The sequence below is a fragment of the Streptococcus sp. 1343 genome, assembly GCF_013277355.1.
Lineage (GTDB): Bacteria > Bacillota > Bacilli > Lactobacillales > Streptococcaceae > Streptococcus > Streptococcus pseudopneumoniae.
In genome coordinates this window covers 1-13522 of the sequence record NZ_VMMT01000061.1, presented here as the reverse complement: position 1 = coordinate 13522, position 13522 = coordinate 1, and the positions used below count along the sequence as shown (strand labels likewise).

Annotated in this window: 9 protein-coding genes; 8 read left to right on the top strand and 1 reads right to left on the bottom strand. The window is 37.7% G+C overall.

Features of this window, described 5'->3' with window-relative positions:
- The first annotated feature begins 116 nt into the window (after positions 1 to 116).
- The 7 genes from HT709_RS09005 to pheT all read left to right on the top strand — a co-directional run bounded on the left by HT709_RS09005 (position 117) and on the right by pheT (position 11847).
- Positions 117 to 2795: a DEAD/DEAH box helicase family protein gene (locus tag HT709_RS09005; protein WP_172925695.1), complete on the top strand. Its 2679-nt coding sequence runs from the start codon at positions 117 to 119 to the stop codon at positions 2793 to 2795.
- A 299-nt stretch (positions 2796 to 3094) separates the two neighbouring features.
- Positions 3095 to 3934, top strand: a complete 840-nt coding sequence (locus HT709_RS09000; protein ID WP_000584535.1) for a PRD domain-containing protein — start codon at positions 3095 to 3097, stop codon at positions 3932 to 3934.
- Between the two features lie 17 nt (positions 3935 to 3951).
- Positions 3952 to 5790 (top strand): beta-glucoside-specific PTS transporter subunit IIABC, encoded by a 1839-nt coding sequence (locus HT709_RS08995; protein ID WP_166731071.1) that lies wholly within the window; start codon positions 3952 to 3954, stop codon positions 5788 to 5790.
- Positions 5791 to 5802: 12 nt separating this feature from the next.
- Positions 5803 to 7218: a glycoside hydrolase family 1 protein gene (locus tag HT709_RS08990; RefSeq protein ID WP_172925694.1), complete on the top strand. Its 1416-nt coding sequence runs from the start codon at positions 5803 to 5805 to the stop codon at positions 7216 to 7218.
- 591 nt (positions 7219 to 7809) lie between these two features.
- Positions 7810 to 8856, top strand: a complete 1047-nt coding sequence (gene pheS, locus HT709_RS08985) for a phenylalanine--tRNA ligase subunit alpha (RefSeq protein ID WP_001818763.1) — start codon at positions 7810 to 7812, stop codon at positions 8854 to 8856.
- Positions 8856 to 9365, top strand: a complete 510-nt coding sequence (locus HT709_RS08980) for an N-acetyltransferase (RefSeq protein WP_000619941.1) — start codon at positions 8856 to 8858, stop codon at positions 9363 to 9365. The genes pheS and HT709_RS08980 overlap by 1 nt, the downstream gene beginning before the upstream one ends.
- A gap of 76 nt (positions 9366 to 9441) precedes the next feature.
- Complete coding sequence (gene pheT / locus HT709_RS08975; RefSeq protein ID WP_054392951.1) at positions 9442 to 11847, top strand: phenylalanine--tRNA ligase subunit beta; 2406 nt, start codon at positions 9442 to 9444, stop codon at positions 11845 to 11847.
- A gap of 221 nt (positions 11848 to 12068) precedes the next feature.
- Here the strand turns inward: pheT and HT709_RS08970 are convergent, their stop codons facing one another.
- Positions 12069 to 13070 (bottom strand): endonuclease/exonuclease/phosphatase family protein, encoded by a 1002-nt coding sequence (locus HT709_RS08970; RefSeq protein ID WP_172925693.1) that lies wholly within the window; start codon positions 13068 to 13070, stop codon positions 12069 to 12071.
- 343 nt (positions 13071 to 13413) lie between these two features.
- On the opposite strand from HT709_RS08970, the gene HT709_RS08960 reads away from it, so the two are divergent.
- Positions 13414 to 13522, top strand: a 109-nt coding sequence (locus HT709_RS08960; protein WP_172925692.1) for a helix-turn-helix domain-containing protein, incomplete at its 3' end; no start/stop codon positions are given.

Genomic DNA, 13522 nt, shown 5'->3' with positions numbered 1-13522 from the left:
GAGCGAGACGGAATATTAGCCACATACAAAATGAGTACTATTAGGATTTTATTTTCGTGTACAATTTCAGCTATTCTTGTTATAATCAGCCTATAGGAATCAAGGAGGTGATTGTTATGGCTGTTTTTGTGTCTTTGGATGGAATTGTGGTAGAAGTACTTGATGTCTTTTCTTCTTTTAATGGGGATAGTGAGTTTTTCTTGTGTAAACATCTTAAAGACAAGAGTCAGTTTGTGATGGAACGCTCTCAGTTCGAGGAGATGTTCCAACTTCAAAGTAGTCGCTTGACGACGCAAGACAAATTACAATTGTTTACCTCCGTGTTTGCTGGCCGTTATGATGTTTATGCTAAGAGTTTCATCAATGATCAAGGGAAAATTCAATATTTTCCATCCTATGATTATGGTTGGAAGCAGTTGCCACCTGAAAAACGGAGTTTCCAGACATTGACAGATTCCGTTTTGAAATCTCATTTTCGTGGGGAGACAGCTATCGGTATCTTTCCTATGCACTTAGATGATAGCTGTTATTTTTTGGTACTTGATTTGGATGAAGGAGATTGGAAAGAAGCTGGTTTAACCATTCGAAGAATAGCCAGGGAACGCCAGATGGAAGCCCATTTAGAGATTTCTCGTTCGGGTCACGGACTCCATATTTGGTTCTTCTTTGAGGAAGCGATTCCGAGTCGAGAGGCTCGCTTGTTTGGAAAGAAACTGTTAGAACTGGCAATGCAGGAAAGTATGCAACTGTCCTTTGATTCTTTTGATCGCATGTTTCCAAATCAGGATGTTCTTCCTAAAGGTGGATTTGGTAATTTGATTGCCCTTCCTTTTCAAGGAGAAGCTTATCATCAAGGGCGAACGGTCTTTGTGGATGAACAGTTTCAGCCTTATGAAGACCAATGGAGGTATCTACAAGAACTTCAGAGGGTTTCAACTGCTAAAGTGGCACTGTTAATCCAAGAGGAGTTAGGTAAGGAAGAATTGGATAAGGAGTTGAAGGTCGTCTTATCCAATATGATCCAACTTGAAAAATCGTCTGTGACACCCAAGACACTGTTTTTCTTGAAAAATATGGCTTCATTTTCTAATCCCGAATTTTATTTAAAGCAGGCTATGCGACAGCCAACCTATCAAATTCCTGAGCGAATGTATTTATTTGGAGAATCCGATCATTATTTATGGCTGCCAAGAGGCTTGCTGTATCCATTGCAAGATAAATTTAAGCAGGTATCTGTGGAAGATAGGAGAAAGGTACAAAGGTCTATTAGAGTGGAATTTAAGGGAGAACTCACTTTTGAGCAAGAGTTAGCCCTGTCAGATATGATTTCCAAAGAAAATGGTTTACTCCATGCGGAGACTGGTTTTGGGAAAACCGTTTTAGGTGCTGCTCTCATCTCTGAATGGAAGACCAAAACAATTATCCTAGTTCATAATAGGCAACTCTTAGACCAATGGCTGGATCGTTTAAACCATTTTTTGACTTTCGAAGAGGAAGAAGCTACCCGTTATACGGCATCAGGTCGTGAAAAGGTAATAGGCTATGTTGGGCAGTACGGTGGGACTAAGAAATGGCTGAGTAAACTGGTTGATGTTGTTATGATTCAATCTCTATTTAAGTTGGAAAATAGTCAAAGTCTTTTGGATGAGTATGAGATGATGATTGTGGATGAGTGTCATCATGTCTCTGCCTTGATGTTTGAAAAAGTTGTTGCTCAGTTTAGAGGGAAGTATCTTTACGGTTTGACGGCTACGCCTGAGCGTAAGAATGGTCATGAGCCTATTGTTTTTCAGAGAATTGGTGAGATACTCCATACTGCTGATAAGCGGGAAACGGATTTTAAACGGCAATTGCAATTAAGATTCACTTCTTTTGGTCATTTGGAGATTGAAAAGACCAAAGCAAGTAATTTTATACAGCTTAGTGATTGGATTGCTACTGACTCAGTGAGGAATCAGTTGATTATCAAGGATATTCTAGACCAAGTGGCAGAAGGGCGGAATATCTTGGTTCTAGTCAATCGAATTCAACAGATAGATGTCTTTGAAAAGTTATTGAAAGAGAAAGAGGTTGATGACTGTTATATTATTAGCGGAAAAACCAAAGTCCGAGATAGAACAAGTTTAATGGAGACGTTAGAACAGTTAGATAAAGGGTTTGTTTTATTGTCTACTGGAAAATACATTGGCGAAGGTTTTGACTTGCCTCAGCTAGACACGCTTATATTGGCAGCACCCTTTTCTTGGAAAAATAATTTAATTCAGTATGCAGGTCGGATTCATAGAAACTACAAGGATAAGTCTTTGGTGCGGATTTTCGATTATGTGGATATTCATGTTCCTTATTTAGAAAAGATGTTTCAGAAACGACAAGTAGCTTATCGAAAGATGGATTATCGTGTCATCGAGGGTGAGGAGAAACAATTCGTTTATGTTGATAGTAGATATGAGAAGGTGTTGAGAGAGGACTTGGCAGGGGAAAGACAGGAATGTCTGCTTATTTTACCTTATGTGCACCAGACAAAACTGATGAATTTTCTAAAAGAATTTAGGATTAGTCAAATTGAGATATGTATACCAGAGACGGTTGCAAATAAAGCATGGCTAGACCAGTTGAAGAGCCAGAAAATTAAAGTGTCTTTTACTCAATCAAAAATAGTAACGCCTATTCTTTTGGTGAATAAGACTATTGTTTGGTATGGTGCAATGCCATTATTAGGGAAGGTAGATGAGATGACCATATTACGTTTGGAATCAGCTAGTATAGTTTCTGAACTAGTGGCAGGTTTACGATAGAGAAAATTTTTAAAAATTTCTATGTATGATTTTCATTTCTTTAGTGAGACTGTTGCCATTATCACATTCGAATCACACAAAATAAAAAAATTTCTACAAGTACTTGACAAATAGATTGAAATATCATAAAATGAAAATGGTTACAGAGTTATTAATTATTTAAGCTTCATGTCACCATTAAAAATTGAAATAAAAGGATGTTATCACTAATACAAGTGAGCAGGAACCTATTTAATCACATCGGAAGAAGTTTCTTGATGTTTTTAAGTAGGTTCCTTTTATTTTAAAAGGGAAATTTTATGATCATAAAACGAATACTAAACCACAATGCCGTAATTGCGCAAAGTAAAAAAGATATCGATATTCTTCTTTTTGGAAGGGGCATAGCTTTTGGAAGAAAAACTGGAGATAAAGTAAATCCAATTGATATTGAGAAAAGTTTTTTTCTCAAAAATAGAGATAATATGACCCGTTTTACAGAGATGTTTATTAACGTTCCTTTGGAGTTGGTGTACATCACCGAAAAAATAATTAACCTAGGTAAAATAACATTGGGTAATAATTTTGATGAAATTATCTATATTAATTTAACGGATCATATTTCTTCGAGCATAGAACGTTATAAAGAAGGGATTATTATTTCGAATCCCCTACGCTGGGAAATATCGAAATATTATAAAGAAGAATTTGAACTTGGGAAAAGGGCTTTACAAATAATAAAAAAAGAGTTAGGTATTGAACTTCCAATTGACGAAGCTGCATTCATAGCGCTACATTTTGTTAATGCTAATTTAGAAAATAATTTTCAAGAGTCGTATAAAATCACTGAAATAATTATGGGAATTGAGAAAATCATTCAAGATTTCTATTGTACTGAGTTTAACCAAGATTCTATTGATTATTATAGATTCATAACTCATATAAAATTATTTGCCCATCGCTTGGTTGAAAATACAACTTATTGTGACGATGATGATGAAGACTTGTTAGCATTAATGAAAAATAAATATCCTAGAGAATATGAATGTGGTGAACAGGTGGCAATGTTTATACAAACTGAGTACAATTATTTGCTGACTTCTAGTGAATTAGTTTATTTGATGGCTCATATTCGTCGTTTAACAAAAAATTTAGATTAATAGAATAGGAGAATACCATGAGTTATAAAGATACAGTACAAAAAATCCTCGATGTAATTGGAGGCGAAAAAAATGTCAATAGAGTTACCCATTGTGTAACACGTTTAAGATTAGAATTAAAAGATGAAAATTTAGTCAATGATGATGATGTGAAGAAGATACCAGGTGTAATAGGTATTATGAAAAAGAATGGGCAATATCAAATTATACTTGGTAATGATGTAGCCAATTATTATAAAGAATTCATTAAACTTGGCAATTTTGAAACAGATTCAGTTGATCAAGGGCACAAAGGGAATATTTTAGAAAGAATCATTGAATATATCGCTGGTTCCATGACTCCAATCATTCCAGCAATGTTAGGGGGAGGTATGTTGAAAGTCTTGGTAATCATTTTACCAATGCTTGGTATATTGCAATCAGATTCTCAAACTATTGCTTTTTTGACATTTTTTGGGGATGCTCCATATTATTTCTTACCGCTGTTATTAGCTTATTCTGCATCACAAAAATTAAAAGTAACATCTACATTAGCTATGTCTGTAGCAGGTGTACTTCTCCATCCAAATTTTGTTCAAATGGTGCAATCAGGGAATCCTCTTAGTTTATTTGGTGCACCTGTGACACCAGCTAGTTATGGTTCATCAGTCATTCCAATTCTTATTATGGTTTGGTTGATGAAATATATTGAAAAAATGATTGCTAAATTAACACCGGCTGTTACTAAGAGTTTTTTGCAACCTACGCTAGTATTACTAGTATCAAGCTTTATTGCCTTAGTTGTAGTCGGACCTATTGGAGTAATTGTTGGTCAAGGATTATCAAATCTAGTTGGGCAAATGTATGGTGTAGCTGGATGGCTTACATTAGCTATTCTTGGTGCTATTATGCCATTTATTGTTATGACTGGAATGCATTGGGCTTTTGCACCTATTTTTTTGGCGGCCTCTATTGCTACTCCAGACGTATTAATTCTTCCAGCAATGTTAGGGTCAAACTTAGCTCAAGGGGCTGCTTCGATGGCTGTTGCATTAAAGAGTAAAAATAATAATACAAAACAAATTGCTTTTGCAGCAGGTTTCTCAGCCTTACTTGCAGGAATTACCGAACCTGCATTATATGGTGTAACTTTAAAATATAAAAAACCACTTTATGCAGCTATGATTGGTGGTGGATTAGCGGGATTATTTGCAGGTCTTACGAGTGTTAAAGCCTATCTATTTGCTGTCCCATCTTTGATAGCGTTGCCTCAATTTATTTATTCTGATGTACCATCAAATATTGTAAATGCTTTAATTGTGGTGGTCATTTCGGTTGTTATTACCTTTGTCTTGGCTTATATATTTGGAATCGATGAAGAAGAGAGTTCTAGCCATTTAGAAGTTGAGGCTAGAGTTTCAAATAAAAAAATGGTATTTTCTCCTATATCAGGAGAAATCATTCCGTTAAGTGATGTCCAGGATAAAACATTTTCAGATAAACTTATTGGAGACGGAGTAGCGATTATCCCAAATGAGGGTAAGGTTTATGCACCATTCGATGGGGAAATTACAAATATTTTTCCGACTAAGCACGCAATTGGATTGAAGAGTGATGAAGGTGTTGAGTTGCTAATTCATATTGGATTAGATACTGTTGAGTTAAAAGGTCAAGGCTTTATTAGTCATGTAGAAGAAGGAGATAGAGTTTTTAAAAATCAGTTGATTTTTGAAATGGACTTAAATTTAATCAAGACTAAAGGCTACGAAACAGTTACACCAGTGATTGTAACGAATACCAATGATTTTCTAGATGTATTAGTATTACCTAATAATCAGACAATCGAGCATTCTAAGGAATTACTGGTAATATTATAATGGAGGAAAGTTATGACCATTTTTCCAGATGATTTTCTTTGGGGTGGAGCGGTTGCAGCTAATCAAGTAGAGGGAGCATATAATGAAGATGGTAAGGGCTTATCAGTTCAGGATGTGTTACCCAAAGGTGGATTAGGAGAAGCAACAGAAAATCCTACAGAAGATAACTTAAAACTGTTAGGTATTGATTTTTATCATAAATATAAGGAAGATATATCCTTGTTTTCTGAAATGGGCTTTAATGTTTTTCGTACTTCTATTGCATGGAGTAGAATTTTTCCAAAAGGAGATGAAGAAGAACCTAACGAAGCTGGTTTGAAATATTATGATGAATTGTTTGATGAACTACATGCTCACGGGATAGAGCCACTTGTAACTCTTTCACACTATGAGACTCCATTATATTTAGCAAGAAAATATCATGGATGGGTTGATAGGAGAATGATTCATTTTTATGAAAAATTTGCTCGAACAGTTTTAGAAAGGTATAAAGATAAAGTTAAATATTGGCTTACATTTAACGAAGTAAACTCTGTTTTGGAATTACCGTTTACTAGTGGAGGAATAGATATACCTAAGGAGAATCTTTCGAAACAAGAATTATATCAAGCTATACATCATGAATTAGTCGCCTCGAGTTTGGTTACAAAAATTGCTCGTGAGATTCATTCAGAGTTTAAGGTGGGGTGTATGGTATTAGCTATGCCAGCTTATCCAATGACTCCAAATCCAAAAGATGTATGGGCGACTCATGAGTATGAGAATCTAAATTATCTATTTTCAGATGTGCATGTTAGAGGTTATTATCCGAATTATGCAAAAAGATATTTTAAGGAACATGACATTAACATAGAGTTTGCAGCTGAAGATGCAGAGTTATTAAAAAATTATACCGTAGATTTTTTATCCTTTAGCTATTACATGAGTGTGACTCAATCTGCTCTTCCAACACAGTATAATTCAGGACAAGGGAATATTATTGGTGGTTTAGTAAATCCTTATTTAGAGTCTTCTGAGTGGGGATGGCAAATTGATCCAATTGGACTACGTATAATTTTAAATAGATATTATGACCGTTATCAAATCCCATTATTTATAGTAGAAAATGGATTAGGTGCTAAAGATCAACTAATAAAAGATGAACTTAATAACTTAACCGTCCAAGATGATTATAGAATTCAGTATATGAAAGAACATTTATTGCAAGTTGCTGAAGCTCTACAGGATGGTGTTGAAATTATGGGCTATACGTCTTGGGGATGTATTGACTGTGTTTCTATGTCCACTGCACAACTTTCTAAAAGGTACGGTCTCATTTATGTTGATCGAAATGATGATGGAAATGGCACATTCAATCGATATAAGAAAATGTCCTTTACTTGGTATAAAGGAGTGATTGAATCAAATGGAGAATCCTTATTCAAATAGTTTGTTTATTGATGATTAGATATTATCACGGTTAAGGCAACATCTCATTAAATATAAAATAAAGAGGTTTGGAAGACATCAAATTCTAAACCTCTTTATTTTATAGGGGGATTAATTAATTTAATTTTGTTACAGAGAGCCGATTATAAATAGTTAACTTAGGATAGATTGGTTATATATAGTAGACTGAATCTAAAATAGTACGAAACAATTGCTAAAACATTTATAGAAATTAATTTTACTTTCCCAATCGATTTGTTTTCATCTTATTTCAATCCGCTATAAAGTTAGATAAGAATAAGCTAACAAGCAGAAGTAAGATAGGTCTTGCAAGAATGGTAAAAATCTGATAAACTAAGTAGTAATTGAATAGGAATCTGAAAGACTAGTAGCCCAAGGGAAGTATATCAGGGAGGAGAGCCGTGACTGCAAGCTCTCTATATGAAAGCTGGGTGAATTCACTTGCGCATGGATTTAGAAATGAAGGTCTGACTTGTCAGATGAAAACGGATGGTACCGCGTGTCAACGCTCCGAGTGGAGTTTTTGGCATGTGGTTTTCTTTTTATCTACGAGAGACTGATGGAGGAAATATGTCAACTATTGAAGAACAATTAAAAGCGCTTCGCGAAGAAACGCTGGCTAGCTTGAAGCAGATTACTGCTGGAAATGAAAAAGAGATGCAAGATTTGCGTGTCTCTGTCCTTGGTAAAAAGGGTTCGCTCACTGAAATCCTCAAAGGGATGAAAGATGTTTCTGCTGAGATGCGTCCAATCATCGGGAAACACGTCAATGAAGCTCGTGATGTCTTGACTGCTGCTTTTGAAGAAACAGCTAAGCTCTTGGAAGAAAAGAAAGTCGCGGCTCAACTGGCTAGCGAGAGTATCGATGTGACGCTTCCAGGTCGTCCAGTTGCGACTGGTCACCGTCACGTTTTGACACAAACCAGTGAAGAAATCGAAGATATCTTCATCGGTATGGGTTATCAAGTCGTGGATGGTTTTGAAGTGGAGCAAGACTACTATAACTTTGAACGTATGAACCTTCCAAAAGACCACCCAGCTCGTGATATGCAGGATACTTTCTATATCACTGAAGAAATCTTGCTCCGTACCCACACGTCTCCAGTTCAGGCGCGTGCTATGGATGCCCATGATTTTTCTAAAGGTCCTTTGAAGATGATCTCGCCAGGGCGTGTCTTCCGTCGCGATACGGACGATGCGACCCACAGTCACCAATTCCACCAAATCGAAGGCTTGGTAGTTGGGAAAAATATCTCTATGGCTGATCTTCAAGGAACGCTTCAGTTGATTGTCCAAAAAATGTTTGGTGAAGAGCGTCAAATTCGTTTGCGTCCATCTTACTTCCCATTCACAGAGCCATCTGTTGAGGTGGATGTTTCTTGCTTCAAGTGTGGTGGAGAAGGCTGTAATGTATGTAAGAAAACAGGTTGGATCGAAATTATGGGGGCCGGTATGGTTCACCCACGTGTCCTTGAAATGAGTGGTATCGATGCGACTGTATACTCTGGCTTTGCCTTTGGTCTTGGACAAGAGCGTGTAGCTATGCTCCGTTATGGAATCAACGATATCCGTGGATTCTACCAAGGAGATGTCCGCTTCTCAGAACAGTTTAAATAATGATTAGAAAAGTAGAAATGGCAGATGTTGAGGTGTTGGCTAAAATTGCCAAACAAGCCTTTCGTGAAACCTTTGCGTATGATAATACGGAAGAGCAGTTACAGGAATACTTTGAAGAGGCTTATAGTCTGAAAACTTTGTCAACTGAGTTGGGAAATCCTGACTCTGAAACCTATTTCATTATGCATGAGGAGGAGATAGCTGGTTTTCTCAAAGTCAACTGGGGAAGTGCTCAAACTGAGAGAGAATTAGAGGACGCTTTTGAAATTCAACGCCTCTATGTGCTACAAAAATTCCAAGGATTTGGACTAGGTAAGCAACTGTTTGAATTCGCACTTGAACTTGCTACAAAAAATAGTTTTTCTTGGGCTTGGCTAGGTGTTTGGGAGCATAATACAAAAGCTCAAGCGTTTTATAACCGATATGGTTTTGAAAAATTTAGCCAACATCATTTTATGGTTGGTCAAAAAGTAGATACGGATTGGTTACTGAGAAAGAAATTAAGGTAAGAAGAGAATTCTTCTATTGAAATGATAGGAAAGGAAAAGAACCAGTGTGGCAATGGTCATTCTGGAGAACTAAATTATGCTTGTATCTTATAAATGGTTAAAAGAATTGGTGGGCATTGATGTGCCATCACAGGAGTTGGCTGAAAAAATGTCAACCACAGGGATCGAGGTCGAAGGTGTCGAATCACCAGCTGCCGGTCTTTCAAAAATTGTCGTCGGTGAGATCTTGTCCTGCGAAGATGTGCCAGAAACTCACCTTCATGTTTGTCAGGTTAACGTTGGCGAAGAAGAAGAGCGTCAGATCGTTTGTGGTGCCCCAAATGTGCGTGCAGGCATCAAGGTTATGGTGGCTCTTCCGGGAGCTCGTATCGCTGACAATTACAAAATCAAAAAAGGAAAAATCCGTGGCTTAGAGTCACTTGGAATGATCTGTTCACTTGGTGAATTGGGTATTTCTGACTCAGTTGTACCTAAGAAATTCGCAGATGGTATTCAAATTTTGCCAGAAAATGCCGTTCCAGGTGAGGAAGTCTTTTCATATCTAGACTTGGATGATGAAATCATCGAACTTTCTATCACACCAAACCGTGCAGATGCCCTTTCTATGCGTGGAGTGGCTCACGAAGTGGCAGCCATATATGACAAGGCAGTCAACTTTAAAGAATTTACTTTGACAGAAACAAATGAAGCTGCGACAGATGCCCTTTCTGTGGGCATTGAGACAGGCAAGGCGCCTTACTATGCAGCTCGTATCTTGGACAATGTGACTATCGCACCAAGTCCACAATGGTTGCAAAACCTTCTCATGAACGAAGGCATCCGTCCCATCAATAACGTTGTAGACGTGACAAACTACATCCTGCTCTACTTTGGTCAACCTATGCATGCTTTTGACTTGGACACATTTGAAGGGACTGACATCCGTGTGCGTGAAGCGCGTGCTGGTGAAAAATTGGTGACCTTGGACGGTGAAGAACGTGACTTGGACGTGAATGACCTAGTCATCACTGTTGCAGACAAGCCAGTAGCCCTTGCAGGTGTCATGGGTGGTCAAGCAACAGAAATCTCTGAAAAATCTAGTCATGTTGTCCTTGAAGCTGCTGTTTTCAATGGCAAATCTATCCGTAAGACAAGTGGTCGCCTGAACCTTCGTTCTGAGTCATCTTCTCGCTTTGAAAAAGGAATTAATGTGGCAACAGTTAATGAAGCCCTTGATGCGGCAGCTAGCCTGATTGCGGAACTTGCAGGTGCGACGGTGCGTAAGGGCATCGTTTCAGCGGGTGAGCTTGATACTTCAGATGTAGAAGTTTCTTCAACCCTTGCTGATGTTAACCGTGTCCTCGGAACTGAGCTGTCTTATGCTGATGTAGAAGACGTCTTCCGTCGTCTTGGCTTTGGTCTTTCTGGAAATGCAGACAGCTTTACAGTCAGAGTCCCATGTCGTCGTTGGGATATCACAATCGAAGCTGATCTCTTTGAAGAAATCGCTCGTATCTATGGATATGACCGCTTGCCAACCAGCCTTCCAAAAGACGATGGTACAGCTGGTGAATTGACTGTGACACAAAAACTCCGCCGTCAAGTTCGTACCATTGCTGAAGGAGCAGGTTTGACAGAAATTATCACCTATGCTCTGACAACTCCTGAAAAAGCAGTTGAGTTCACAGCTCAACCAAGTAACCTTACTGAACTCATGTGGCCAATGACTGTGGATCGTTCAGTCCTCCGTCAAAATATGATTTCAGGGATCCTTGATACCGTTGCCTACAACGTGGCTCGTAGGAATAAAAACTTGGCCCTTTATGAGATTGGAAAAGTTTTTGAACAAACAGGCAATCCAAAAGAAGAACTTCCAAATGAAATCAACAGTTTTGCCTTTGCCTTGACAGGCTTGGTTGCAGAAAAAGATTTCCAAACAGTAGCAGTTCCAGTTGATTTCTTCTATGCTAAGGGAATCCTTGAAGCGCTATTTTCTCGCTTGGGATTCCAAGTAACTTATACAGCAACATCTGAAATCGCTAGCCTTCATCCAGGTCGTACAGCTATGATTTCACTCGGTGACCAAGTTCTTGGTTTCCTTGGTCAAGTGCATCCAGTCACTGCTAAGGCCTACGATATTCCAGAAACGTATGTGGCTGAGCTCAACCTTTCAGCCATCGAGGCTGCCCTTCAACCTGCTACTCCATTTGTGGAAATCACAAAATTCCCAGCAGTTAGCCGTGACGTTGCCCTTCTCCTAAAGGCAGAAGTCACTCACCAAGAAGTTGTGGACGCTATCCAAGCTGCCGGTGTGAAACGCTTGACAGATATCAAACTCTTTGACGTCTTCTCAGGCGAAAAATTGGGACTTGGTATGAAGTCCATGGCTTATAGCTTGACCTTCCAAAATCCAGAAGACAGCTTAACGGACGAAGAAGTCGCACGATATATGGAAAAAATCCAAGCGTCTCTCGAAGAAAAAATCAATGCAGAAGTGCGTTAAACGATAGTATGATACAAATTCCCCCTCTAGTTTATGAACACTAGAGGGGTGATTTTATATAATACTCAATGAAAATCAAAAAGCAAACTAGGAAGCTAGCCGTAGGTTGCTCAAAACACTGTTTTGAGGTTGTAGATAAGACTGACGAAGTCAGTAACCATATGTCTAAGGTAAGGCGATGCTGATGTGGTTTGAAGAGATTGTCGAAGAGTATAAAATAATTAAAATGTGATTTCTGTAAAAATACATCTATGATCAGAGTTTTGAAAACTTACAATGTCTAAATCTTTAACATAGTAGTGGTTTTTAGGCAATAAAATATGATCTATTGTTGCATTAAAAAGTTTTGGACTTTGGCTATTCCAAGTTCCTCTTTCAAAAGGTGGTAGTACATTTAATGCGTCCCTATGAGAGCTTATTTTTGCAAGTGCTCCATGACGCATAGTTGCATTAAAATCACCTGCAATAATAGCCTTTGGATATTTTGAAGCCAATTGATTATGAATGATGGTTAAGTCTTGCTTCCAGATTTCCATTAAACCTGGCAGAGGAGGAGCAGTATGCAAAGCAATGATATCTGGTATATTTTGTTTTCTCGAATGTAATACAATTGTCCCGAACCGTGTTGTATGGAAAGTTTTAGCTTCTGTATAGAAACCATAACTTTTCTTGACAATCACAGTCACAGGAGCTATTCCACTATCAGTAGGTGGAGAAGTAAAAATATCATAGTTGGCTATAGAAAGTCCAACTTGATGAAACAATAGTTTGATTCTCTGGTTTTCTTGCTCACCTCTGATATTGGTAGCTAGTTCAGGGAATATAGTCATATCGGCATCAAAATGGCTAAAAATTCGCTCAATATGTTGTGCTTCTATTTGATTAGCGACGTTCCAAGTTACTAATTTTAAGGTTTTAGTCTTATTTGATACGGAAGAAAGGGTTTTATCTGTTCCGAATAATAGTAATATGAACGATAGTAAGAGAAAGATGCTAGAATAAAACCGTATTTGTTTATTTTTCTTGTAAAAAGATAGGGAAAAAAATACGAAACTTAAAATAGAAACCATAGTTGCAGTAGCTAAGGGGAAGGCATAAATCTGTGCCAAGATAGGTCTGGTAGATAGCCAAATATTAAGATTAGAAGATGGAAAAAAAGAATAAGCTATGATAGGGATAGCAAAGAGAATGACAGAAAAGGCAGAGAGAAATATTTTAATCATTGTATGAGTACCTCGATTTGCAATGGTTGCTCGGAGCTAATGTGACTTTGTGACTTTACTTGATTGATACTCTTTTTCTTGTCTTCCTTATAGATTAAGTACAACCCAAGTAAAAAAAAGTCCAATTTAAGATTGAAATGATTAAAAGTCACGGAGATGCAAGACAATTATACTACAAAAGGCAAACATTTGACAATCGATAGTCGTCGCTTAATCGAACGATGGAAAAAGGGTAACTTCTCAAAGTAACTTCCACTTGGCTAGCCGAAGTGGAAATTAGTCTAAAACGGATTTTTATAGTGGAATTAAGTGTGAGACGTTTGAGTTAGAAATGAGGTCTACTATGACAAAATATAAACACCTTACCCTTTCAGACCGTAATGATATCCAATTAGGCTTAGAGCGCGGTGAAACCTTCAAAGCTATTGGACAACTTATACTCAATCATTTTC

Coding starts and splice junctions, on each gene's coding strand:
- pheT (WP_054392951.1), top strand. CDS start 9,442: ATGCTTGTATCTTATAAATGGTTAAAAGAATTGGTGGGCATTGATGTG.
- HT709_RS08970 (WP_172925693.1), bottom strand. CDS start 13,070: ATGATTAAAATATTTCTCTCTGCCTTTTCTGTCATTCTCTTTGCTATC.
- HT709_RS09000 (WP_000584535.1), top strand. CDS start 3,095: ATGATCATAAAACGAATACTAAACCACAATGCCGTAATTGCGCAAAGT.
- pheS (WP_001818763.1), top strand. CDS start 7,810: ATGTCAACTATTGAAGAACAATTAAAAGCGCTTCGCGAAGAAACGCTG.
- HT709_RS08980 (WP_000619941.1), top strand. CDS start 8,856: ATGATTAGAAAAGTAGAAATGGCAGATGTTGAGGTGTTGGCTAAAATT.
- HT709_RS08995 (WP_166731071.1), top strand. CDS start 3,952: ATGAGTTATAAAGATACAGTACAAAAAATCCTCGATGTAATTGGAGGC.
- HT709_RS08990 (WP_172925694.1), top strand. CDS start 5,803: ATGACCATTTTTCCAGATGATTTTCTTTGGGGTGGAGCGGTTGCAGCT.
- HT709_RS09005 (WP_172925695.1), top strand. CDS start 117: ATGGCTGTTTTTGTGTCTTTGGATGGAATTGTGGTAGAAGTACTTGAT.